Origin of the sequence: Dechloromonas sp. TW-R-39-2, assembly GCF_016864195.1 — a bacterium.
In the GTDB taxonomy this organism is placed as follows: Bacteria; Pseudomonadota; Gammaproteobacteria; order Burkholderiales; family Rhodocyclaceae; genus Azonexus.
The window spans coordinates 526,674-549,901 of sequence record NZ_CP045202.1; the positions used below are offsets into that span (position 1 = coordinate 526,674).

Here is a 23,228-nt window from a genome sequence, read left to right on the forward strand (position 1 = left end):
GGCGATCAGTTGCGGGCCGGTGCCGCAGGACAACCGCGCCAGCTTGATCCGGCCGGCAGGCTTTCACCCTTCATGACCAGCGTCAGCGGTCCGAGGCGAACATTGTCGGCGACCGCCGCACCGTAGAGCACGGTGCTGCGCGGCCCCATGTAAACCCGTTTGCCGATGACCACTTCGTCGATTTTCATGACGCGATCTTCAAACAAATGGGTTTGCGGGCAGGCCAGGGCGTTGATCTCGCTGTGTTCGCCAATGCGGACGCAATCGAATTCGGTGACATCGGTGGTGTCGATATAAACCCCGCGTCCGATACGGCAACCCAGCATGTTGAGTGCGATCGGCAACCACGGCGTCCCGCGCAGGTAGCGCATGAAGTTGGGGACAGCGATGCCTTCGTACAGGCTGGTGACGGCTTCCGACAGCCAGACAAACGGCGTCCACATCGGGGCCGAAGCTTTGCGGTAATTGCCGATGAACAGCCACTTGAAAAGGACGACAAAGAAAAATGCGCCGATCCCGAACAGTAGCCCGGCCAGGGTCAGGGCCGTAAAGGCCGCGCGCCACTCACCGGTTTCGGCCAGCGGCATGACGTTGAGTACGACGGTGTAGCCGACGGCAATGACCAGCGCGTGTGGCGAGATGATGCGGAAAGCTTCGACCAGGGCGCGCCCCAGGCGGCGGGCGCGTGACGGGCGGAAAGTCAGGGCTTCGGGGAAGCCGGCGGTTTGTTCGCGGGCCGGCAGGTTGATCGGTGGTGAGCCGAGCCAGGTATCGCCTGGTTGCATCCGGGCGTTGTCTGGTGCGCGTGAATGAACGCCGATCAGCACGTTTTCCGGCAGGATGGTGCCGTCCGGAATGAAGGCACCGTTGCCGACGAAACTGCGCCGGGAAACCACGGTGGGCTGGATCGACATCCAGCCGCCATCAATATCTTCATCGCCGAGCATGACGGCATCGGCGATGAAGGTTTCGTCGCCGAGCGTCAGCAGGTCGGGTACCAGACCTTGAGCGGTCGAGATTTCGGCATCGCGCCCGACCTTGGCGCCGAGCAATCTGTACCAGAATGGGGCGTAGACCGTGGCATAGATGCCGTGCAGGATATTCAGGCTGGACTCCTGGATCTGGTTGACCAGCCAGCGGCTGCAATAGACCCGGCTGTGAATTGCCCAGCGCCCGGCTTTCAGGCGGGGGAGCAGCGTCCAGCGGAAAAGTGCCGAACCGAGGAGGGTGCCGATGATCAGGACGGCGGTGCCCGGAAAGGCGAAGCCGAAATATTTGATCAGTTGCCAGGGGATGCCCGGCACCGGCTGTCCCGGGTCGCTGTCCAGCCAGTCGACCAACATGAAGCTGGGGAACACCGGCATGAAAAACAGGATTGCCGTGGTCAACACGCCGCAGACATAAAAAATGGCTTCCCCGGTAATTCGCCAGCCGGAAACCTGTGGCCGGGGAGGCAACGTATCTGCCTCGAAGGGGCCGATGTCACGAGCCGGTGAGCCGCTCCAGATACGGCGAGCCGGTATTTCCTGGCCATCGCTCAGGGCAGATTGTCCTTCGAGATGACCTGCCTGACGAATGCAGGTATTGCCTTCCAGGACGGAATAGGAGCCGATGTTGGCATCATCTTCCAGAGTGATGCGGCCAAGGTGCAGCTGGCCGCGCTCGACCCGTGCATTTTCCAGATTCACGGCATTGCCGATGCTCACGCCGTGGCCGATTTCAAGCAGGTCGTGGGCGCGCAGCGTGATGTTGCCGATCACGGCCTCGCGGCCGATCCGGGCGCCCAGGGCGCGCAGCCACCAGACCATCAGGGGAGAGCCGCTGAGCATGTAGGCCGGTGCGCCTTCTATCATCCGGTCGGCCAGCCACCAGCGGAAATAGGTCATTCCCCAGAGTGGGTAACTGCCGGCTTTTAGACGGCCGGCGATCAGCCACTTGCCAGCAATGGCCAGGGCGAAACCGAGCAGGGTTGCGAACAGGAAAACCCCGACCGAAACTGCGACAGCGCGGGCAATCGAGTCGCCGGGGTCGCCAGTGAAGAAATGGTAGGTGAAGAACGGGGCCAGCCACTGGCCCATGCGCAGGCCGACCAGCAAGGGCAGGATGCAGGCCTGGGCAATGCCGCATAGCCAGCGTTTCAGCGGTGACGGGGTGACCCAGCTTGCCGCACTGCTGTCGCTGGTCAGCTCCGTGGTGGCGTCGAGTGCTTCGACAATCCTGCCGATTTGTCGGTTGAGGTAAATGTCGCGGACCGAAAATCCGGCGAAGCGCGTTTCTGTCCGCAGACTGGAGGCCAGACGGGCGGCGAGCAGCGAATGGCCGCCGAGATCGCTGAAAAAATCGGCGGCCCGCTGGATCGGCTGGCCGGGAAACAAACGGGCGAGGGCGGCGAACAGGATTTCCTCGGTCGGCGTTTGTGGCTCATCCGACTCGCCGGTCAGTCCGGCTGGCATGTCGAGCGGTCGGGCGCGCAGGGCCTTGCGGTCGATCTTGCCGGAAGTCAGGCGCGGCATGCTGTCGAGCATTTCGAAATGGGCCGGCACCATGTAGGGCGGCAAGGTCTCGCTCAGTGCGCTGCGCAACGTGCCGGCGCTGGCCGTACTGTTTTCCTCAAGCACGAGGTAGGCGACCAGGCGCTCGATCTCCTCGTCCTGGCGCAGGATGACCGCCGCCGTGCCGACACCGGCCTGGCGGGTCAGGGTGGCTTCGATTTCACCAAGTTCGACACGGAAACCACGAATCTTGACCTGATCATCGGTTCGCCCGAGGCAGTGGATCTGGCCATTCTCATCAATGCGTGCCAGATCGCCGGTGCGGTAGAGCCGGCTTTCGTGCGGCGTGCCGGCCCACGGATTGGCGAGGAATTTCTCGGCGGTCAGATCGGGGCGGCCGAGATAGCCTGCCGCGACCCCCGGCCCGGTGATACATAGTTCCCCGGTTTCGCCTTGGGAAAGCAGGCGCAAAGGCTGGTCGACCGCGGCATCGACGATCAGCAGGCCGTAATTCGGCAAAGGCCGGCCGATGGTCACCGGCTGGCCGGGATGCAGTTCGGCCAGACTGGCCGAGACGGTCGCCTCGGTCGGGCCGTAGGTGTTGAATACCTGGCGACCGGCGTTGGCCCAGCGTTCGACGATGGCTTGCGGACAGGCTTCGCCGCCCAGGTTGATCAGCCGCAGGCCGGGTACGTCGCAATTGAACAGCGCCAGCAAGGTCGGGACGGCATGCAGGACGCTGACCTGGTTTTTGATCAGCGCCAGCGGCAGGGCTTCGGGATCGGTCGCCACTTCCTTCGGGGCGAGCCAGAGCGTCGCACCGACCAGGTAACTGATCCAGATTTCCTCGAAAGACATGTCGAAGGCGACCGAAAAGCCCTGATAGACTCGGTCGCTTTCCCGGATGCCGAGAATGGCATTCTCGCTGCGCAGGAAATGGCAGATGGCGCCCTGGTTGATCAGGATGCCTTTCGGTTTGCCGGTCGAGCCGGAGGTATAGATGACGTAAGCCGGATCTTCCGGCCGGGCATCATGGCGATGATTGAGCGGCCCCGGGTGAGCTGCCTGCAGTTCGCTGCTCAGCCAGCTGCGGCAAGCCAGCGGGCTGACCGGTGTGTGGCTGACCAAGCCGGCAGCGCAGGCATCATCGAGACAGACATTGATGCGGTCGACCGGCGTATCGGCATCAAAAGGCAGCCAGGCGGCACCGGTCTTGGCAATGCCCAGTTGCATGACAAGCAGGTCGATGCCGCGCGGCAGCCACAGCCCGACAATCTGGCCAGGACGAACGCCATCGGCGATCAGGCGCGAGGCAACCCGGTCGGCCGCCGCATTCAACTCGCCGTAGCTGAGTTGGCGACCGGCAAAGATCAGGGCCGTTTTGTCCGCCAGACGCGCTGCCGTTGCTTCAAAAAGATCGGCCAGTACTTCATGGCGGATCAGGTCTGGGGCATCGGGGCCGGCAAGACGGCCGGGCTGGTCGGGAACGGAGCAATTTTCGAGCATGCCGGATTGTGCCAAATCCTGCGCCCAAGCGGGGGCGAAGGGGGTGGATCGGGTAAAAATTATTATCGGATGAGCATGGCCAGTTGCCGGGCAGCTTGCTCGATGCCATCGGGCAAAGGCAAGCCCGGCATCGCCTGGCGGTCGACTTGTTCGAGTGCGGCCGCCAGATCGCCGTCAACGAGTTGCCGGGCGTCGATTTCATGGCAGCGACCATGGCTGGCCAGCCAGGCAATCAGGCAGTCCTGTTCGGGCCAGTCATCGCGCCGCTGGTAGAGCACCGGCGTGCCGTTGCAGGCGGCCTCGGTGAATGTGCCATAGCCGGGCTTGGTGATCACCGCATCGACGGAACAGAGCAAATCGGTAAACGACAGCTTGAAATGTTCGATGACGATCGCATCCGGGTGCCGGCATTGCCAGTTTCCCGGTACCAGCCAGCGCACGCCGGGCAGGCGCGGCCACTGTTCGACGGGCAGATGATGGGCAATGCCGCCCATGGCCACGAGTACGCCTTTGTCTGCCCCCAGGCCGAGATCATGGGCGTGACCGCGGGCGGCAATCGGCGCAACGGGCTGAAGATTGTTCAATGTCGGCATCGGCATGCCGGGGGTGACGCGCAAAAAGACCTGTGCGGCGTTGTAGGCAGCCAGCATCTCGCGGTGTATCGGCCCAGCCCAACTTTGATCGCTGAAAAAATGGGCAAAAAGATCGGCCCAGTTGAGCGAACACAGGCTGGCTGAGGGAATTCCGGCATTGGCTGCCGCTGCTAGCGGCAGATAGCTGACGTTGGTCAGGACCAGATCGGGTTTGAGCTTCGCCAGAAATTCGCTTTCGGCTGCGATGCGTCCCGGCCAGTCGGCATGTGCCTGGCGATAGGCCGCGGCACTGGCCTTCAGATCGACGCGGGTCGAGTCGAGCATGACGTAGCCGAAATCGCTGCTTCCTTCGATCAGACGGTAAGGCGACTGGATGCGTTGCGCCAGTTTGCGGGCCGGCAAGCCGCTGCGCACGGTCAACTGTAAATCGGGCTGCATTTTGCCCAGCGCGTTGAGGACCGGTGCGGTAATCGCCAGATGGCCGAAGCCGTGGCTTGAAATGTCGACAAATAAATGCATGGCGCATTTTAGCGCGAGACGGCTGCCGCACCGGCCATTGAAAAAGGCAGCACGAAGCTGCCTTTCTGATCCAACCCTGTCGTGCGGCTTAGCGGTTCTTGAACACCGGCTTGCGTTTCTCGACGAAGGCGGCCATGCCTTCCTTCTGGTCTTCCAGCGCGAAGGCCGAGTGGAAGACGCGGCGTTCGAACAGCAGGCCTTCGTTGAGCGAGCTTTCGTAGGCGCGGTTGACCGTTTCCTTGATCATCATCGCCACCGGCAGCGAGAAGCCGGCGATGGTCTGGGCGGCTTTCAGGGTTTCTTCGAGCAACTGTTCGGCCGGGATGATGCGGGCGACCAGACCGGCCTTTTCGGCTTCGGCGGCGTCCATCATGCGCCCGGTCAGGCACATGTCCATGGCTTTGGCCTTGCCGATGGCGCGCGGCAGGCGCTGCGTGCCGCCAGCGCCGGGCATGGTGCCGAGCTTGATTTCCGGCTGGCCGAACTTGGCGGTGTCGGCGGCATAGATCATGTCGCACATCATCGCCATTTCGCAGCCGCCGCCCAGCGCGAAGCCCGCCACTGCGGCGATCACCGGCTTGCGGGCGGTTTTGACGCGCTCCCAGTTGCGGGTGATGAAATCAGTCTTGTAGGCGTGCATGTAATCGAAGTCCTTCATGAAGCCGATGTCGGCTCCAGCGGCGAAGGCTTTCTCATTACCGGTGATGACGATACAGCCGATGTTTTCGTCGGCTTCGAAGGCGTCGACCGCGGCACCGATGCCGTCGACCACGTCATTGTTCAGCGCATTCATCGCCTCCGGGCGGTTGATGCGGATCAGACCCACTTTGCCGTGGATTTCGGTCAGAACTACTTGTGTCATTGCTGCTCTCCAGAGTGCAAAAAAATGGCCGCCAAGGGCATGCCCCGGGCGGCCCAAGTCGAATGAATCTTGTTATTGAACGAGCGACCAGTCGCCGTTCTTGATCTCAAGCAGGCGGAAAGCCGAGAGATCGAGGCCCATGTGGTCGGTCGCAGACATATTAACCACGCCGCCGGTTCCGACATAGCCCTTGGTCGCTTCGATGGCATCGCGTACGGCGGCCTTGTCGGTCGATTTGGCCCGTTTGATGGCGTCGACCGCAATCATCAGACCGTCATAGGCGTGACCGCCGAAGGAGGAAACGTCGTTCTTCCACTTGTCGTTGTAAGCCTTGGTGTAGGCCGTGACCACCGGCTTTTGCGGGTCCTTGGCATCGAGCTTGTCGGCAACGAGCAGTGCCGCTGCCGGCAAACGAACCCCTTCGGCCGCCGGTCCGGCGAGCTTGATGAACTCTTCGGAAGCGACGCCGTGAGCGTGATAGAGCGGCAGGCTGATGCCCAGTTGCTTGTAGTTCTTGGTGACGATGGCCGGACCCTGGCCGAGACCGAAGACAAACACGGCCTGGACGCCGGCGGTGTTCTTGATCTTGGTCAGCTGCGGGCTCATGTCGGTGTCTTTCGGACCGTAGGTCTCGTTGGCCACCAGGGTGACGCCGTATTTGGCGGCAACGCCTTCGGTTTCCTTCTTGCCGGAATTACCGAAGCCGCTGGTTTCGGAGAGCAGGGCAACCTTGGTCAGGCCGCGCTTCTTCATGTCCTCGAAGACCTTTTCAGCCGCCATGCGGTCGGTGTGCGGGGTTTTGAAAATCCATTTCTTGACCGGCTCGACAATGACCACGGCACCGGCCAGCGAAATGAAAGGAATACCGGCTTTTTCAACCAGTGGGGCCATCGACATGGTGGCGCCGGTGGTTGTGCCGCCGACCAGGATGTCGACCTTGTCGTCGTCGATCAGGCGCTTGGCAAAGCCGTTGGCCTTGTTGGCATCGCTGCCGTCGTCGTAATGTACCAGCTGGAGCGGACGACCGAGCACGCCGCCCTTCTTGTTGATGTCTTCGACGTACATCTGGATCGTTTTCAGTTCCGGATCGCCGAGGAAGGCGGCCGGGCCGGTGACCGAGAGTACCGAGCCGATCTTGATCGGTTCGGCGGCGATGGCGCCAAAGGCACCGAGGACCAGCGCAGCACCGGCAACCAGCTTCTTGATGGTTTGTTTCATGGTTTGTCTCCTCTGTTTTAATCGTTACGAATTATGGAATACATTCTACTAAAAGAAAACACAGCAAAGATCAGACGCGCTCGATCACCATCGCGATGCCTTGCCCGACACCGATACACATGGTGCACAGGGCGTAGCGGCCGCCACGGCGTTTAAGTTCATAGGCGGCGGTGGTGACCAGCCGGGCGCCGCTCATGCCGAGCGGGTGGCCGAGGGCAATTGCCCCGCCGTTCGGATTGACATGCGCCGCATCGTCGGCCAGGCCGAGGTCGCGCAGAACGGCCAGCCCCTGGGCGGCGAAAGCTTCGTTGAGTTCGATGACATCCATCTGGTCGAGGCGCAGGCCGGTCTTGGCGAGCACCTTGCGCACCGCCGGCGCCGGGCCGAAACCCATGATGCGCGGCAGCAGGCCGGCCGTCGCCATGCCGACGACGCGAACCAGCGGCGTCAGACCGTACTGGCTGGCGGCAGCGCCGGAAGCGAGCAGCAGGGCGCAGGCACCGTCATTGACGCCGGAAGCGTTGCCGGCCGTAACCGACAGCTCAGGACCATTGACGCCCTTCAGCTTGGCCAGCATTTCCAGCGTTGTTTCGGGCCGTGGATGTTCGTCGACCGCGACAATCACCGGGTCGCCCTTTTTCTTCGGGATGCTGACCGGGACGATTTCGTCGGCGAAGCGTCCGGCTGCCTGGGCGGCGGCCCAGCGCTGCTGCGAACGGACGGCGAAGGCATCCTGGTCGGCGCGGTTGATGGCAAAGTCGGCGGCGACGTTGTCGGCCGTCTGTGGCATCGAATGCGTGTCGTACAGCTTCTTCATCAACGGATTGGCGAAGCGCCAGCCGATGGTCGTATCGTAGATCGCCGCGTTGCGTGAAAAAGCCGATTCGGCCTTGCCCATGACGAAGGGGGCGCGCGACATGCTTTCGACGCCGCCGGCGATCATCAACTCGGTTTCACCCGACTTGATCGAACGGGCCGCCAGGCCGATGGCATCCATGCCTGAGCCGCACAGGCGGTTGACCGTGGTACCCGGCACCTCGACCGGCAGGCCGGCGAGCAGGCCGGACATGCGGGCGACGTTGCGGTTGTCTTCGCCGGCCTGGTTGGCGCAGCCGTAGATGATGTCCTCGACGGCTGTCCAGTCGACTTGCGGATTGCGTTCCATCAGCGCCTTGAGCGGGATGGCGCCGAGGTCGTCGGCGCGCACGCCGGAGAGGGCGCCGCCGTAGCGGCCGATCGGGGTGCGGATGGCGTCGCAGATAAAGGCTTCGTTCATCGTCATGTCCTCAGTTCTGCTTCGGGCGTTCGTCGAGCACGCGGCGGGCCTTGCCGACCTGGGTGCGTGGAATGGAGTCGAATTCCATGACCGTGACCTTGGTCGAGATGCCGATGATGGTCTTGATCCGGTGCTGCAGTTCCTTGGTCATGGTCTGGATGTCGGCCGTACTCAGCTTGCCGGCCAGTTCGTGCTGGGTTTCGCAGCGCACTTCGACATTGTCGAGGTGGCCGTCGCGGGTCACCACAACCTGGTAATTGCCGGACAGGCGCTGGTCGCGCAGGATCTGTTCCTCGATCTGGGTCGGGAAGACATTGACGCCGCGGATGATCAGCATGTCGTCCGAACGGCCGGTGATCTTGCCGATCCGGCGGAAGGAGCGGGCGGTCGGCGGCAGCAGGCGGGTCAGGTCGCGGGTGCGGTAGCGGATGACCGGGAAGGCTTCCTTGGTCAGCGAGGTGAAGACGAGTTCGCCTTCTTCGCCATCGGCCACCGGCTCGCCGGTTTCCGGGTTGATGATTTCGGGATAGAAATGGTCTTCCCAGATCACCGGACCATCCTTGGTTTCAATACATTCGCAGGCCACGCCGGGGCCCATGACTTCGGTCAGGCCGTAAATATCGATCGCGTCGATGCCCAGTTTGCGCTCGATTTCGGCGCGCATGCCTTCACCCCACGGCTCGGCGCCGAATATGCCGACCTTGAGCGAAATGTCTTCCGGCTTGATGCCCTGACGCTCGAATTCCTCGGCGATGACCAGCGAGTAGGACGGCGTGACCATGATGATGTCTGGCTGGAAATCGACGATCTGCTGAACCTGTTTCTCGGTCTGGCCGCCCGACATCGGGACGACGGTACAGCCGAGGCGCTCGGCGCCGGCGTGGGCGCCCAGGCCGCCGGTGAACATGCCGTAGCCGTAGGCGTTGTGCAGCATGTCGCCAGCCCGGCCACCGGCCGCACGGATAGAGCGCGCCACCAGGTTGGCCCAGTTGTCGAGGTCGTTCTTGGTGTAGCCGACGACGACCGATTTGCCGGTCGTGCCGCTCGAGGCGTGCAGACGGGCGACTTTTTCGCGCGGTACGGCGAACAGGCCGAAGGGATAGTTGTCGCGCAGGTCGGTCTTGGTCATGAACGGGAACTTGGCGATATCGGCCAACGTTTGCAGTTCATCCGGATGCACGCCCTTGTCCAGGCACTTCTTGCGATAAGCCTCGACGTTGTCGTAGGTGTGGCGCACCGACCATTTCAGGCGTTCGAGCTGGAGCGCCGAGATTTCTTCGCGGCTGGCGGTTTCAATCGGCTCAAGCTCGCCGGGCAGCGGTTTTTTTGCAGTCATGATGTCTCTCTCCGTTGTTTTGGTCAGGCGGCCTGGTCGGCCTGTTGTAATCCGGCGATGACTTCGCCGGCGATGCGGTAGCTCTTGCCCCGGAACAGGGCGATGGTCTGGCCGTTTTCACCGCGCACGGTGATGTCGTACACACCGGTCCGGCCGGCCAGCGAACGTTCGACGGCTTCGGCTTCCAGCGTTTCGCCTTCCTTGCCGGGGGCGAGAAAGTCGATGTGGCAGGCCGAGGCGACGGTGTTGCGGTTGTAGCTGTTGCAAGCGAAGGCGAAGGTGCTGTCGGCCAGCGTGAAGATGAAGCCGCCGTGACAGATGTGGTGCCCGTTGACCATGTCGCCGCGGACTTTCATCGCAATCCGGGCGTAACCCGGTCGCACTTCGCGGATTTCCATGCCCATGCCCTGGCTGGCGCGGTCGCGCGACCACATGGCCTGCGTGACTTGTTCGGCCAGCACCTGGGCAGCGTTGTCGTGTGGATCAGCCATGAATCTTCCTTCCGGCAAAAACGGCGCGCTGGATCAGCGGCGAAATGCGATAGCGGTCCTCGCCGTAGCTGGTGCCGAGGTAGGCCAGCACGTCGCGGATCGTTTCAACGCCGACCTGATCGGCCCAGGCGAGCGGCCCTTGCGGATAATTGACTCCGAGTCGCATCGCGGCATCGGCGGCGGTTTCCGAGCAAACGCCCTGGTTGACCGCGTCAGCCGCTTCGTTGGCCAGCATGGCGACGGTGCGCATGACAGCCAGGCCGGGAATGTCGAGAAAGCGGCTGATGGCGAAACCGGCAGCTTGCAGCAGCCCGGTGGCGGCGGCGATTGCCGATGGCTCGCATTGTTCGGCAGCGGCCATCGCCAGTCGGGTGGCCTTGTCGTAGTCGAGCGCCAGATCGATCAGCACGGTGTTGTCTACGCCGGATTCGGCGGCGCGCTGGGTGGCGCTGCGGCCGTCGGTGACGTAGATCACGGCGCGGCCGATTTCGGCGATCCGGCCGTCACTGTCGGGGGCGCGGCTGAACGACAGGCCGGAGTGGGTCAGGCGATCGGCCAGCGCTTCGGCGGCGATCGATTCGCCACAAATGACGATCATCCCGGCTGGCACCTGGGCTGCCTCGGTTTGTGCCGCCGGGTGGCTGGCGCCGTCGCGGTAGTCGTAGAAACCGCGGCCGGTCTTCTTGCCGAAGAAGCCGGCGTCGACCAGTTCCTGCTGGATCAGTGAAGGCAGGAAACGCTGGTCGTTGTAGAAGGCGCGCCAGACCGAGTTGGTCACTGCGAAATTGACGTCGTGGCCGATCATGTCCATCAGCTCGAACGGTCCCATGCGGAAACCGCCGGCCTCACGGCAGCAGGCGTCGATCGTTGCGTAATCGGCCGCGCCTTCCTGGGCCAGGCGCAGAGCCTCGGCGTAGTAGGGACGGGCGACGCGATTGACGATGAAACCGGGCGTCGATTTGGCATGCACCGGCGTCTTTCCCCAGGCGGCGGCGCTGGCGAACAAGGTGTCGGCGACGGCCTTGTCGGTGGCCAGGCCGGAAACGATCTCAACCAGCGCCATCAGCGGTGCCGGGTTGAAGAAATGCAGGCCGGCCAGACGTTCCGGGTGTTTCAGTGCCGCGCCGATGGCGGTGACCGAAATCGACGAGGTGTTGGTCCCGAAAATGCAGTCAGGGCCGACGATGGCTTCGAGATCGCGGTACAGCGTCTGCTTGGCTTCAAGGCTTTCGACAATCGCTTCGACGATCAGGCCGGCATCGGCCAGGTCGGCCAGTTCATGCACGGCACTCAGTCGGGCGCTGGCGGCGGCTGCGGCTTCCGCGGTCAACTTGCCTTTTTCGGCCATTTTGGCGAATTGGGCGCGAATGCCTTCAACCGCACGGGCGGCGGCATCCGGCCGGTTGTCGAGCAGCTTGACCGGGTGGCCGGCCGCGGCCGCCACCTGGGCAATGCCGGCGCCCATCGCGCCGGTGCCGACAACGGCAATGATGGTCTGCTGGGGCAGGGGTGTGTGGCTCACGCTTTCACTCTCCGGTGAAATTCGGCGCACGCTTTTCGGTGAAGGCCTTGACGCCCTCGGCGTAGTCCGGCGACCAGCCGAGTTCGCGCATCATGCCGCCTTCGAAGGACAGCTGTTGTTCGAGCGTGTGGCCGGGTGCGGCGTGCATCGCCTGACGGGTGCGGACCAGGGCCTTGGTTGGCGCGGTCGACAGTTGTTTGGCCAGCGAATCGATGCGTGCGGCAAACTCGGCATCCTCGACACATTCCCAGATCAGGCCCCATTCGGCAGCCTTTTCAGCCGGCATCTTTTCAGCCAGCAGGGCGAGGCCCATGGCGCGGGCCATGCCAACGCGCTGCGGCAGGAACCAGGTGCCGCCGGTATCCGGAATCAGGCCGATCTTGCTGAAGGCCTGCAGGAAAGAGGCAGACTTGGTGGCGATCACCAGATCGCAGGCCAGCGCCACCGAAGCGCCGGCGCCGGCGGCGATGCCGTTGACCGCGGCAATGGTCGGCACGCGCAGGTTCTGCAGGCGCAGCACGAGCGGCTTGTAATTGCGTTCGACGGTGTTGCCGATGTCCGGCATCTTGCCGGCCTGGATCTGCATCGCACGGTCGCCGAGATCCTGCCCGGCCGAGAAGCCGCGACCGGCGCCGGTCAGCACCAGCACGCGGATCGAGGTGTCGGCCTGAACCTGGTCGAGCGCGACGCGCAGTTCGGCATGCATGTCGTCGGTGAAGCTGTTGAGCTTGTCCGGACGGTTCAGGGTCAGGCGGGCGATGCCGTCCTGGACTTCAAACTTGATGTTCTCGAAATTCATTTAGTTCTCCTGGGCAACGTGATAGCGGCGCTGGACGACCCGGAAACGATTGGCGACGAAGGCCGAATCGGCGTAGGACGCATTGGCTGCCGGGTTGCCGCCGGTCCCATGGTAGTCGGAGAAAGCGGCCGACTGATTGACGAAGACGCCGCCGGTCAGGTTGATCGACAGGGCGACCTTGGAACGCATCGTGGCGGCGGTCATCGCGTCGATGACTTCCGCCTTGGTCGAATAGACGCCGGCGGTCAGGGCGCCGTGGGTGCTGACGATGCGTTCGGACAGGGCGATGGCGGCTGCCGTGTCGGCCACCTTGACAATGAAGCTGATCGGGCCGAAACGCTCTTCCATATAAGCCTTTTCGTCGGCGGCATCGCAGGCGAGCAGCACCGGGGTGCGGACTTCGGCCTTCGGGAATTCCGGGTTTTCCAGCTTCTGCGAGGCGAGGATGACCTTGCCGAGCGAACCGCTGTCGGCTTCGGCAACGCGCTTGATGGTGTCGGCCGATTGCATGGCGCCGAGCACGGCGTGCGCCACTTCCGGCTTGGACAGGAAGCCGGAGACAGCCTTGGCCAGATCGGCGCAGACGTCGTCGTAGGACTTGTGGCCATCTTCGGTTTCGATGCCGCCGGCCGGCACGAACAGCGCCTGCGAGGTGGTGCACATCTGGCCGGAATAGAGCGACAGCGTGAAGGCCAGGTTGCGCAGCATCGGCTTGTAGGCGTCGGTCGAGTCGATGACGATGTTGTTCACGCCAGCCAGCTCGGCATAGACCTGAGCCTGGCGGCAGTGGTCGATCAGCCACTGGCCGAAAACGTTGCCGCCGGTGAAGTCGATCGACTTGACGGCCGGATCGGTCACCAGCTTTTGCGTCGTTTCGCGCTGGTCGGTGACGCATAGCGTGACGAGATTCGGATCGATACCGTTTTCGGCGAGCACGGCGCGGATCGTGCGCACGGTGATGGCGGCCGGCAGGATGGCCTGGCTGTGCGGCTTGACGATGACGGCGTTGCCGGTGGCCAGCGCAGCGAAAACGCCGGGGTAGGTATTCCAGGTCGGGAAGGTGCCGCAGCCGACCACGACGCCGACGCCGCGGCCGACGATTTCAAAATGCTTCTTCAGAATCAGCGAGGGATTCTTGCCCTGCGGCTTTTCCCAGATGGTTTCAGCCGGGACGAAAGACTGTTCGCGCCAGGCGTAGGCGACGGCTTCGAGGCCGCGATCCTGAGCATGCGGGGCGCCGGCCTGGAAGGCCATCATCCAGCCCTGGCCGGTGGTCAGCATCACGGCATGGGCCAGTTCGAAACTTTGCTTGTTCAGGCGGTCGAGGATTTCGACGCAGATGCCGGTGCGGCCTTCGGCACCGACCTTCTGCCAGCCGTCCATGGCCTTTTCGCCGGCAGCAATCAACGCGGCGTGATCGCACACCGGGTATTGCACATTCAGTTCGACGCCGTAGGGCGACTTTTCGCCGCCGGTCCAGCCGCTCTGGCCGGGCTGGCCCAGTTCGAATTGCTGGCCGAGATGGGCTTCGAAAGCCTTCTTGCCGTCTTCCGGGGCGGTTTCGCCGTAAGCGCGCGGGCTTGGCATTTCGTTGAAGGCTGCCCAGTAGCCGCGCGTGGCGATGGCATTCAGGGCGCTGTCGATGGTGGCGCGGTGCTTCTCGAACATGGGATGGGACATCTTTTTCTCCTGGGATGAGCGTTTTCTGGTCAGGCACAGCACTTTATCGATGGCTGAAATGGCTGTTGCGTTACCAATGTATCGATCTGTTGTTGATGCAATGTATCACATTGGAGGGCAATGTAAACCAGTTTTGAATAACGTAATTGGTTCCACTGCATTCTAAAAATAATAATTAAAACAACAAATGTTTCTTGTTTTTGAAAGGATTTTTAGGTGTTGAATTGCGGCTTTTTGGATTGGTTCTATAAATAATTTCCTGAACGTGATACAAAAAGCGTTGACAAGATGGTTTGCTGTGTAACATGATGTTTCCACGGCAGCCAGTGATTGGCCCGGCCCCCAACCTGAAGACATGAATTAGGAGGAGATATGGCAAGTAAAGAAAAATTCGCGGACAAAATGGAATTCCCGCCGGCAATCGAGCAGCCGAACATCTATCCGCTGTCCTGGAACAGCAAGACCAAGAAGTTGCAGGAAGTCTGGGAAGCCGCCCGTCGTGAAGACTGGGATCCGGAAAAGCTGCCTTGGGATACGCTGGACGTCGATAGCTACACTTGGGAAGAGCGCGAATCCATCGCCTACTGGTGGAGCCTGCTTTCCGTGTTCGACGCATCGGCCCCGCCGGTGTTTGCCGAAGCCCTGATCAAGACCTACGAAGTGCACGAGGAAGATCCGGTTCGCAAGTGCTTCTTCTCGGTCACCCGTGACGAGCAGAACCACGAAATCATGTGCGGCCTGGCGATCACCAAGCTGCTCGGCCATCCGGACCCGATCACCTACGTGCCGAAGACCGACCTCGGCCGCCGCCTGCAGAAGAACGTGCAGTGGCTGTACTTCAACGGTGCGCGTTACTGGAACGGCTACAAGCAAGCCGTGCCGAAGTACGACCTGGCCGTGCTGTTCAGCTCTTTCCTGATGGGCGAAATCGCTGCCGCCACCATCTTCAAGCAGATGTTCGACAACTCCCGCGAAGCCGTCTTCAAGGAAGGTTTCAAGAACATCGGTCGCGACGAAGGCCGTCACATGGCGATCTGCATGGCGGTGATGGAGCGTGATTACCCGGGCCTCAAGGAAGAGACCAAGGCCGTCGTCACCAAGCAGATCCGCGCCGGTTACCTGTTCCTGTCGGCCGTGCTGTTCGAGCCGCCGATGGAATTCTGGGACCTGCCGGCCGACTTCATCGCCAACCAGCGTGAAGGTGAAGAAGTGGCGCGTGGCGCCGGCTTCGGTATCCCGACCTACGAGGCCAAGAAGGAAAACTGGAAGAATGCGATGATCAACCTGAAGGGTGTTCTGGATCGCTACAACATTCCATTCCCGGCCATCCCGGAAGTCGGCATCACCGGCCAGGAAGTCAGCGATGTGGATCTGGACGACATCATTCCGGTCTTCTGATCGACGCCGTTCAGTCAATCACTCGTTCCGGTGATGAATTTCACCTGGAACGGGCGGTAGACCGCAGTATTTGCTCCGGCCGGTGCCCTGAAAAGGGTGCCGGCCTTGCCGCAACAGAGAAACCAATAAAACTAGGGGAAGAAAAATGGCTCGCATCATCATGCAACCCTCGGGCAAGTCGGTCGAATGCGCTTATGGCGACACCGTGCTGATGGCCCTTGAAAAGGCTGGCTACGCGCTGCCCAACAACTGCCGCGCCGGTGCTTGCGGCGAATGCAAGGTCAAGGTCACGACCGGCCAGTTCGATCAGGGCATGGTGCTCGACATGGCGCTGTCGCAGGATGAGCGCAAGCAAGGCTACGGCCTGATGTGTATGGCCAAGCCGATTTCCGAAGAACTGGTGATCGAGTGGGGTACCGAAGATGCCAAGCCGAAACTCTTCCCGCCGCGCGAAGATGCGCTGTTCGTGGTCACCGACAAGCGGCCGATTGCCGCCCGTGTCGTTGAACTGCGCTTGCGTCCGGTCGGCCAGCCGATCCGCTACTGGCCGGGCCAGTACGTGACCGTCGGCAATCCCCGCGCCGAAGTGCCGTCGCGTGCCTATTCGATCTCGAATGCTCCGCGTCCGGACGGCGAACTGGTGCTGCAGGTTGCCCGGGCCGAAGGCGGCGTGACCAGCAACTGGATTCACGACAGCCTGAACATCGGCGAAAACGTGAAGATTTCCGGTGCCTACGGGACTTTCATCGGCGATCCGTCGGTCGATACGCCGGTGCTCTGCCTGGCGGCAGGAACCGGCCTGGCTCCGGTGCTGGCACTGGCCGAAGCGGCGCTGCGCCGTGGCTTCAAGAAGCCGGTGACGATGGTTTTCTCGGCCCGCACCAAGGAAGACGTTTACAGCCAGGGGATGATGGCCTGGTGGCGCACCAAGCACCGCAATTTCGACTACAAGGTGACGCTGACCCGCGAAGAAACCGAGGGTTATCTCAATGGCCGGGTCGATGCCGTGTTGCCGAAACTCTTCCCCGATCTCTCCAAACACACCATCTTTGCCGCCGGCAGCCCTGAATTTGTCGAGACCTGCGTCGCGACCGTCAAGGCGCTCGGTGCCCGCGAAGAACTGATCCACACCGAAGGTTTCTTCGCCCAGCAGCAACCCGTCGTGGCGGATGCCGACCACCTGCTGCCGCTGTGATTACCTGATTATCCTGTTCAGGCGGGTGCGGAGCCGTTAACATGCGCAAGTTATCCGCCCCGCCCGTTCAGGTCATTTCCGTGATTCAACCGATCCACAGTCGTCTCGAAGACTTTCGGCAGCAACGCCGGGTGCAGGCCGGCTCGCTCATCATTTCCGTCTTCGGCGACGCCGTCCTGCCACGCGGCGGCCGTATCTGGCTCGGCAGCCTGATCCGCCTGCTCGAACCGCTCGAACTCAACGAACGCTTGATTCGCACCTCCGTTTTTCGGCTGGCCAAGGAAGAGTGGCTGCGCACCGAAACGGTCGGTCGGCGTGCCGACTATGTCCTGACCAACTCCGGACGGCGACGTTTCGAAGAGGCTTCGCGGCACATCTACGCGGCCCACGCACCGCTCTGGGATCGCCGCTGGCGCCTGATTCTGGCAGTCGGCGATTTTGACCCGAAAGAGCGCGAACGCCTGCGTCGAGCGCTGTTCTGGCAAGGCTTCGGCGTGCTCGGGGCCGACTGCTTCGTGCATCCCTCAGCCGATCTGACGGCGGCTTTCGACGCCCTGGTGGCCGAAGGCCTGTCCGATTTGCTCGACCGGCTGATGCCGCTGCTTGCTGCGGATTCGCGTTCCGGCCTGTCGGCCAATGACGCCGATCTGGTGCGCCGGGCCTGGAATCTTGATGAACTCGGTACGGCTTATGCCGGGTTTGTCAGTACCTACCTGCCTATCCTGGCCGAACTGCGCCGCGACCGGCAGGTCGAGGTCGATCCGGAAGATGCCTTTCTGCTGCGCACCTTGCTGATTCACGACTATCGTCGCCTGCTGCTGCGCGACCCGGAACTGCCCGACGTGCTGCTGACGGCCGACTGGCCGGGCCAGAAGGCGCGGCTGTTGTGCAAGGAACTCTATCGTCGCCTGGCGCTGGCTTCCGAGCGGCACCTCGACAAGTTCCTGACGCTGGCGGATGGCAGTGCACCGGCCAGCGATCCGGCCTATGCCGAACGTTTCCCGCTCGACGACCCGCTCAACTCGATGGTGCTGTAAGCCGAAGGCCGCGCCGGCCAGTTTCGGCGCATCCCGATTTCCCCCGATTTTCGCGGTCGACCGCAGCATCCGGCAAAAATACGGCCCTTGATCCAAGCGACATGAAGCCAGCGAAGCTGCCGTTTTTCTGTCATTGAACCGCAACAATGGCTTCATAAGATGAGCGCCCACTCGTGCTCTTCCTGGTTGCCATGAAACTTTTCGAACCTGCGGTTCGCCTGGTCGGACATCTCTCCTTTCGCAACAAGCTGCGTGCCACCGCCATCGTCTTCGGCCTGCCGCTCCTGCTGGCCGCCGGTTTGCTGGTGTACGAATTGCAGGCCCGCGTTGCCACCTTGCAAAATGAGCGGGCAGAACTGAGCCTGCAAGTGCCGGCGCTGGCCTTGCTCGGTCATCTGCACCAGATCGTCGCGGCCGGGCAGGCCTTGCAGGAGGGCGACGTATCAAGCGAGGCCCTGCTGGCCAATAGCCGGAAACAAGCCAGGAATGCCCTGGATACGCTGGATGCCGGGTTTTCTGCAACGAAGCTGCAAGCGGTGGCCGGGGCCGACGGCAATCCGGCATGGTTGTCGCGTCGCGCCGCGCTGGCCGAACAGATCGAACACGCCGGTGCCGACGATATTGCCGCGCTGATTCCCTTGCTGCGCAGCGAACTTGAACGGATGAACGAAAAAGCCGGTTTGCTGATCGACGGCGATACGGCGAGCAGCCGTCTGCTCGATATCATCACGGCCCATTTGCCGGGCCTGATCGAAACCAATGGGCAGGCTGCACGGCTGGGGACGAATGTGCTGCTCAAGAAAAGCGTGCGCGGCAGTCGGCGGACCGATCTGACCTTGCAGCGCGGCAATTTCGACGCGCTGGTGCTGTGGAGCATGGATGGCCTGCAGAAGGTGGCCAGCGAGCATCCGGAACGTTCGGCTGCACTGAATCAGGCCGGTGCGCAGATGAACACCGCGTACCTGGCCGTCCAGGAAGCGATCACGATCAAGATGCTGGATACGACCGATTACGACATGACGCCGGCGGCCTACCTTGATCTGACGGCCAAGGCGATGGATGAAACGCTGGCCGTCGCCGGCATCCTGATTGCCCAGGCCGATGTGCTGCTGAATGAGCGGTTGAGTGTGCTGCAGACCCAGCGCAATATCGTGGTTGCCGTGATGGCGATCATCCTGGCGATTGTCGCGGCCGGCTTCATCGCTGCCTACATTTCGATCATGCGCGGCCTGAACGGCCTGGCTGACGCGGTCAACACCATGGCCGAGGGCAATCTCGAAGCGCGTGTCGATGTCACCAGCCGCGACGAAATCGGGGCGGTCGGCACGCAGTTCAACAACATGGCGGAAAGCCTGGCCGAGCGGACCTCGCAGTTGCGTGAAAAGACCAAGGATATTCACGGCATGCTGCAGAACATGACGCAGGGCATCCTGACGATCATGGCCGACGGCAAGGTGCACCACGAGTACTCGGCTTATCTCGAAACAATTTTCGAAACCCGCGAGATCGCCCGGCGTCCGGCACTGGATTTCCTGTTTTCCAGCAGCGATGTCGGGGCGGATGCCCTGTCGCAGATCGAGGCAACGGTGGCTTCCTGCATCGGCGAAGAACGGATGAATTTCGATTTCAACGCCCATCTGCTGGTCAACGAAGTGCGCCAGACCTGGCCGGACGGCCGCGAGAAATATCTCGATCTGGTCTGGTCGCCGATTTGCGATGAAAATGATGTGGTCGAGAAACTGATGGTTTGCGTCCGCGATGTCACCGAGCTGCGTCAGCTGGTCGCCGAGGCAGAGCATCAGAAGCGCGAGCTGGACATGATCGGCCAGATTCTCAAGGTGACGCACGAGAAATTCCACGACTTCATCGACAGTTCGCGCCGCTTCATTGTTGATAACGAAGCCTTGCTCCAGTCGGCGGTCAGTCTGTCGCCCGATCTGGTGACGCAGTTGTTCCGCAACATGCATACGATCAAGGGCAACGCGCGCACATACGGGCTGTTGCACATGACCAATGTCGTGCATCTGGCCGAACAATCCTACGAAGCCTTGCGTCAGGGGCGCGCGGCCTTTGTGCCGGATGTCCTGCTCGTCGAGCTGGATGCGGTGCGCTGCAGCCTGGAGGAATACGCCCACCTCAACGATGTGACGCTGGGCCGCAAGGGGCCGGGCCGGCGCGGTAGTGCCGAGAAGTACGCCATGGTCGAACACGGCCATCTGGCCAGCATGCGTGCGGCACTCGATGCCTACGATCTGTCGGCTTGCCACCACGATACGCTGGTCGCGCTGGTTCGCCAGATCAAGCTGGATCTCGATTTGATCGGGACGGAGTCGATCAACACGATTCTCGCCCCAGTGTTCGATTCGCTGCCTTCGCTGGCCGCCGAACTGGGCAAGGAAGCGCCTCGGCTGGTCGTCAGCGATCATGGCATCCGCCTGCGCAACCAGGTGTCCGACCTGCTGCGCAACGTTTTCATGCACCTCTACCGCAATGCGATGGATCACGGTGTCGAAGTCGCGGTCGACCGGCTGGCCAAAGGCAAAACGGCCAGCGGCACGATCGGCTTGCGCCTGAGCATGAATGGTGGATTACTCAAATTCCATCTCGGCGACGATGGCAAGGGCCTGGCGCTCGGTCACATTCGGCGCAAGGCAATCGCTCAGGGACTGATTGCCGAAGGGGTTGAGGTGGCCGATGAAACCGTCGCCAACCTGATTTTTGCCGCCGGTTTCTCGACCGCCGCAGCCGTCACCGAAGTTTCCGGGCGTGGGGTCGGCATGGATGCGGTGCAGGACTTCATCAAGCGCGAAGGCGGCAAGATCGCCTTGCACTTTGTCGATCAGCGGATCGGCGAGGATTTCCGGGCGTTTGAAACGGTGATCGAATTGCCGGCCAGGTTTGCTGTCCTCAGTGCGCTGGCACCCGACACATCGGTCCCGAAACCGTCTGCCGTACAGGGGCTGTCGCCATTGTTGCCAGTCCGTCTGGCCGAGGCGTGATCTTGAGTCTCGATCAGATCGTCGTTGCATTGGTCCTGGCGCTGTCGTGCGGGCTGCTGGCCGCCTGGTGGGTCCGCCGTCACTATCAGGCTGTCCTGCTCAGCCAGCATGTCCGCCAGGCGGGCCTGGTTCAGAGCGTCGAAAGTGAGCAGGCGCGGCTTGCCGATCAACTGGCATCGATCCAGGGCGAACTGGCCGTCAGCCAGGGCGGATTGCTTGCCGCCCATGCGGACCGTGAGGTCTTGCAAGCCGAGCTGGCTCGATGCTCGGCCGATTTTGAGGCTGCCCAGGCGGTCGACCGCGACATGCAGGCCGCGTTGAATGCAGCGCACGCCCGCTTCAAGGACGATGTGTTGCGCGATGCAGCGGCGCTGGCCCGTGAGGTGGCCGAGCTGCGCAATGTGGCGGTGACTTTCGAGCACTGGCATGAGCAGATGGATGCGCTGATGGCGCAGAACCAGGAAATGCACCGGCAGAATCGCGAGTTCGGCGACATCGTCAAGCACGTCATCATCCTGTCGCTGAACGCTGCGATCGAGGCGGCGCGGGCCGGCGATTCGGGCCGCGGCTTCGCTGTCGTGGCCGACGAGGTGCGCAATCTGGCGGCCCGTTCCGAAATGTTGTCGAAGGATTTCAGCAAGAGCCTGCACAAGAACGACCTGACAACGACGGCGACCTTCCAGGAAATCCAGGCCGACGGGAAAATGATTTCAGCCGCGATCAGCAGCCTGGAGTCGCGCATCAACCTGTTGCAGGCAGCAGTCTGATGGTCAGCGAGCAAGCCCGGCGCAGCATCGAGACACTGTTCGGCAAGGCGGTTCGGGCCAATCTCGCGGTCGACCGCGAGACGGATGTGATTGATGTCTCGGTCAATTACTCGGCCAGCGCCGACCGGCCCGGCACCTGCCTGCACGTGCTGACCATCGCTTCCTACCTGTTTCGTCTGACGACGGTCTTTCATCTGCCGCAAGACCCGGCGGTCAGTGCCTATTTCACCCGCCAGGGCGAAGCGGGCAGCCTGACCGAGGTTTTCGGTGAAATGGCCAATATGTGCTGCGGCGCGATGAATCGCGAACTCGGCCACCATTTCATGCATCTCGGCATGTCGACTCCGAATGTGCTGGACAGCGCCTGCGTCCCCTTTTTCGACGAGCTGAAGGCCAATTACATCGCCCGTCAGCGGATCAGCATCAATCACGCCATCGCCATCGATGCCACTCTTTTTCTCAAGGCTTACGCGCCGATCGATTTCCGGATCGATGCCGGCGCGCCGGTTGAGGAAACGGGAACGATCGAACTGTTCTGAACGGCGGCCCGGTCTCAAAATCCATGGAGCAAACATGACGCAAAAGCTGGTCAGCAAGGTGCTGGTGCTCGACAACAGCCCGGCCCATTCCGAACGCATCAAACAGTTTTGCGACGAAAACAGTCTCGTTGCCCTGAAGGTGCGCAAAAACCGCCTGATGTCGGTGTTGCGCTCGAATATCGATCTCGGGGCCATTCTCTATGCCGACAATTACGGCACTTCGCCGGAAGAGAATGCCGAAATCGCGCTGCGCATCCACACCATTCGTCCGGAGCTGCCGATCATCCTGCGGCGCGAATCCGGGGCCAGTCTGGACGGTATTGGCGAAGCGCTGCGCCATGTTTTCTGCGCTGCCTGGAATGCCGAAGAGATCGGCCGACTGAAGGACATCGTCGATGAATACATTTTCAGCCTGTATTTCCCCTGTGCGCTGGTACGCGGCATTTCCGAGATCACCGAGAACATCCTGTCGGCCCAGTTCAAGGAATTGACGACGCGCTGGGATACGCCCTGCATCGTGCGCGACAAGGTGATTTTCGGCGAAGTGTTCAGCCTGATTCCGCTTGAAAGCAACTGGTGCCGCGGCTACATGATGTTGCAGACCGAGGAGGGGCCGCTGCTCGATCTGCTGGGGGGCGCCGAGGCGGAGCGTAATTTCCGTCAGGTCAATAACCTGCTCAGCGAAATCACCAACCTGATCTGGGGTGCCTTCAAGAATCGCTATATCGGCGATGCCGCCGCCGGCAGCAGCATCCAGGTGCCGCTGGTGATCAATCACAAGCACAAGTTCATTTCGTTCGGCACGGAAAACCCACAGTTGTGCTTTCTCTACACCTTGAGCGATGAAAGCGGTGAGAAGACCATCCGCCTTTACCAGCGCTTCATTTTCAATCTCAGCTGGTCACCCGAGGATTTCAGCGAAATCGTCCATGACACGGCAGAACTCGTCGAATCCGGCGAGCTTGAACTTTTCTGATTCACCATCCTGTTCTGGAAGGA

The 23,228-nt window shown here is 62.0% G+C and carries 17 protein-coding genes; 7 read left to right on the top strand and 10 right to left on the bottom strand.

Annotation, left to right across the window (positions count from 1 at the left end; all coding sequences use genetic code 11):
* Window positions 1–5 precede the first annotated feature (5 nt).
* The 10 genes from GBK02_RS02595 to paaN all read right to left on the bottom strand — a co-directional run bounded on the left by GBK02_RS02595 (window position 6) and on the right by paaN (window position 14,294).
* Window positions 6–3,998 (bottom strand): Pls/PosA family non-ribosomal peptide synthetase, encoded by a 3,993-nt coding sequence (locus GBK02_RS02595; protein ID WP_203468226.1) that lies wholly within the window; start codon window positions 3,996–3,998, stop codon window positions 6–8.
* Window positions 3,999–4,060: 62 nt separating this feature from the next.
* Window positions 4,061–5,110: a hypothetical protein gene (locus tag GBK02_RS02600; RefSeq protein WP_203468227.1), complete on the bottom strand. Its 1,050-nt coding sequence runs from the start codon at window positions 5,108–5,110 to the stop codon at window positions 4,061–4,063.
* Between the two features lie 88 nt (window positions 5,111–5,198).
* Window positions 5,199–5,972 carry an enoyl-CoA hydratase gene (locus GBK02_RS02605; RefSeq protein WP_203468228.1) on the bottom strand — a complete coding sequence of 258 codons (774 nt, stop codon included), beginning with the start codon at window positions 5,970–5,972 and terminating at the stop codon, window positions 5,199–5,201.
* A gap of 72 nt (window positions 5,973–6,044) precedes the next feature.
* Complete coding sequence (locus GBK02_RS02610) at window positions 6,045–7,190, bottom strand: ABC transporter substrate-binding protein (RefSeq protein WP_203468229.1); 1,146 nt, start codon at window positions 7,188–7,190, stop codon at window positions 6,045–6,047.
* A 70-nt stretch (window positions 7,191–7,260) separates the two neighbouring features.
* Window positions 7,261–8,466 carry a 3-oxoadipyl-CoA thiolase gene (gene pcaF, locus GBK02_RS02615; RefSeq protein ID WP_203468230.1) on the bottom strand — a complete coding sequence of 402 codons (1,206 nt, stop codon included), beginning with the start codon at window positions 8,464–8,466 and terminating at the stop codon, window positions 7,261–7,263.
* Window positions 8,467–8,476: 10 nt separating this feature from the next.
* On the bottom strand, window positions 8,477–9,802 hold the full coding sequence (gene paaK / locus GBK02_RS02620) for a phenylacetate--CoA ligase PaaK (RefSeq protein ID WP_203468231.1): 1,326 nt from the start codon (window positions 9,800–9,802) through the stop codon (window positions 8,477–8,479).
* A gap of 23 nt (window positions 9,803–9,825) precedes the next feature.
* Window positions 9,826–10,293 (bottom strand): hydroxyphenylacetyl-CoA thioesterase PaaI, encoded by a 468-nt coding sequence (gene paaI, locus GBK02_RS02625; protein ID WP_203468232.1) that lies wholly within the window; start codon window positions 10,291–10,293, stop codon window positions 9,826–9,828.
* Window positions 10,286–11,815: a 3-hydroxyacyl-CoA dehydrogenase PaaH gene (gene paaH / locus GBK02_RS02630; protein WP_256435913.1), complete on the bottom strand. Its 1,530-nt coding sequence runs from the start codon at window positions 11,813–11,815 to the stop codon at window positions 10,286–10,288. The genes paaI and paaH overlap by 8 nt, the downstream gene beginning before the upstream one ends.
* Window positions 11,816–11,819: 4 nt before the next feature.
* A complete protein-coding gene (gene paaG / locus GBK02_RS02635) occupies window positions 11,820–12,614 on the bottom strand; it encodes a 2-(1,2-epoxy-1,2-dihydrophenyl)acetyl-CoA isomerase PaaG (RefSeq protein WP_203468234.1) in 795 nt (264 codons plus the stop codon).
* Entirely contained in the window at window positions 12,615–14,294 is a 1,680-nt protein-coding gene (paaN, locus tag GBK02_RS02640) for a phenylacetic acid degradation protein PaaN (RefSeq protein ID WP_203468235.1), read from the bottom strand. It lies immediately after the preceding gene.
* Between the two features lie 372 nt (window positions 14,295–14,666).
* Here paaN and GBK02_RS02645 point away from each other — a divergent pair, with 372 nt between their 5' ends.
* The 7 genes from GBK02_RS02645 (at window position 14,667) to GBK02_RS02675 (ending at window position 23,205) form a co-directional block, all read left to right on the top strand.
* Window positions 14,667–15,692: a hypothetical protein gene (locus GBK02_RS02645; protein WP_203468236.1), complete on the top strand. Its 1,026-nt coding sequence runs from the start codon at window positions 14,667–14,669 to the stop codon at window positions 15,690–15,692.
* A 145-nt stretch (window positions 15,693–15,837) separates the two neighbouring features.
* On the top strand, window positions 15,838–16,887 hold the full coding sequence (locus GBK02_RS02650) for a 2Fe-2S iron-sulfur cluster-binding protein (RefSeq protein WP_203468237.1): 1,050 nt from the start codon (window positions 15,838–15,840) through the stop codon (window positions 16,885–16,887).
* A gap of 41 nt (window positions 16,888–16,928) precedes the next feature.
* Window positions 16,929–17,924, top strand: coding sequence for a phenylacetic acid degradation operon negative regulatory protein PaaX (gene paaX / locus GBK02_RS02655; protein WP_203468238.1), 996 nt, complete (start codon window positions 16,929–16,931; stop codon window positions 17,922–17,924).
* Window positions 17,925–18,115: 191 nt separating this feature from the next.
* A complete protein-coding gene (locus GBK02_RS02660) occupies window positions 18,116–20,923 on the top strand; it encodes a HAMP domain-containing protein (protein WP_203468239.1) in 2,808 nt (935 codons plus the stop codon).
* A 2-nt stretch (window positions 20,924–20,925) separates the two neighbouring features.
* Entirely contained in the window at window positions 20,926–21,690 is a 765-nt protein-coding gene (locus tag GBK02_RS17010; RefSeq protein ID WP_305852115.1) for a methyl-accepting chemotaxis protein, read from the top strand.
* The gene (locus GBK02_RS02670) at window positions 21,690–22,229 is read left to right on the top strand and encodes a hypothetical protein (RefSeq protein ID WP_203468240.1); all 540 of its coding nucleotides are present in this window, start codon (window positions 21,690–21,692) and stop codon (window positions 22,227–22,229) included. Before GBK02_RS17010 ends, GBK02_RS02670 begins: the two co-directional genes overlap by 1 nt.
* 34 nt (window positions 22,230–22,263) lie before the next feature.
* Window positions 22,264–23,205 carry a chemotaxis protein CheX gene (locus GBK02_RS02675; RefSeq protein ID WP_203468241.1) on the top strand — a complete coding sequence of 314 codons (942 nt, stop codon included), beginning with the start codon at window positions 22,264–22,266 and terminating at the stop codon, window positions 23,203–23,205.
* Window positions 23,206–23,228 lie beyond the last annotated feature (23 nt).

Bases quoted from the DNA above. Each gene is read 5' to 3' on its own strand.
- GBK02_RS02595 (WP_203468226.1), bottom strand. From the start codon at position 3,998: ATGCTCGAAAATTGCTCCGTTCCCGACCAGCCCGGCCGTCTTGCCGGC.
- GBK02_RS02600 (WP_203468227.1), bottom strand. From the start codon at position 5,110: ATGCATTTATTTGTCGACATTTCAAGCCACGGCTTCGGCCATCTGGCG.
- GBK02_RS02605 (WP_203468228.1), bottom strand. From the start codon at position 5,972: ATGACACAAGTAGTTCTGACCGAAATCCACGGCAAAGTGGGTCTGATC.
- GBK02_RS02610 (WP_203468229.1), bottom strand. From the start codon at position 7,190: ATGAAACAAACCATCAAGAAGCTGGTTGCCGGTGCTGCGCTGGTCCTC.
- pcaF (WP_203468230.1), bottom strand. From the start codon at position 8,466: ATGAACGAAGCCTTTATCTGCGACGCCATCCGCACCCCGATCGGCCGC.
- paaK (WP_203468231.1), bottom strand. From the start codon at position 9,802: ATGACTGCAAAAAAACCGCTGCCCGGCGAGCTTGAGCCGATTGAAACC.
- paaI (WP_203468232.1), bottom strand. From the start codon at position 10,293: ATGGCTGATCCACACGACAACGCTGCCCAGGTGCTGGCCGAACAAGTC.
- paaG (WP_203468234.1), bottom strand. From the start codon at position 12,614: ATGAATTTCGAGAACATCAAGTTTGAAGTCCAGGACGGCATCGCCCGC.
- paaN (WP_203468235.1), bottom strand. From the start codon at position 14,294: ATGTCCCATCCCATGTTCGAGAAGCACCGCGCCACCATCGACAGCGCC.
- GBK02_RS02645 (WP_203468236.1), top strand. From the start codon at position 14,667: ATGGCAAGTAAAGAAAAATTCGCGGACAAAATGGAATTCCCGCCGGCA.
- GBK02_RS02650 (WP_203468237.1), top strand. From the start codon at position 15,838: ATGGCTCGCATCATCATGCAACCCTCGGGCAAGTCGGTCGAATGCGCT.
- paaX (WP_203468238.1), top strand. From the start codon at position 16,929: ATGCGCAAGTTATCCGCCCCGCCCGTTCAGGTCATTTCCGTGATTCAA.
- GBK02_RS02660 (WP_203468239.1), top strand. From the start codon at position 18,116: ATGAAACTTTTCGAACCTGCGGTTCGCCTGGTCGGACATCTCTCCTTT.
- GBK02_RS02670 (WP_203468240.1), top strand. From the start codon at position 21,690: ATGGTCAGCGAGCAAGCCCGGCGCAGCATCGAGACACTGTTCGGCAAG.
- GBK02_RS02675 (WP_203468241.1), top strand. From the start codon at position 22,264: ATGACGCAAAAGCTGGTCAGCAAGGTGCTGGTGCTCGACAACAGCCCG.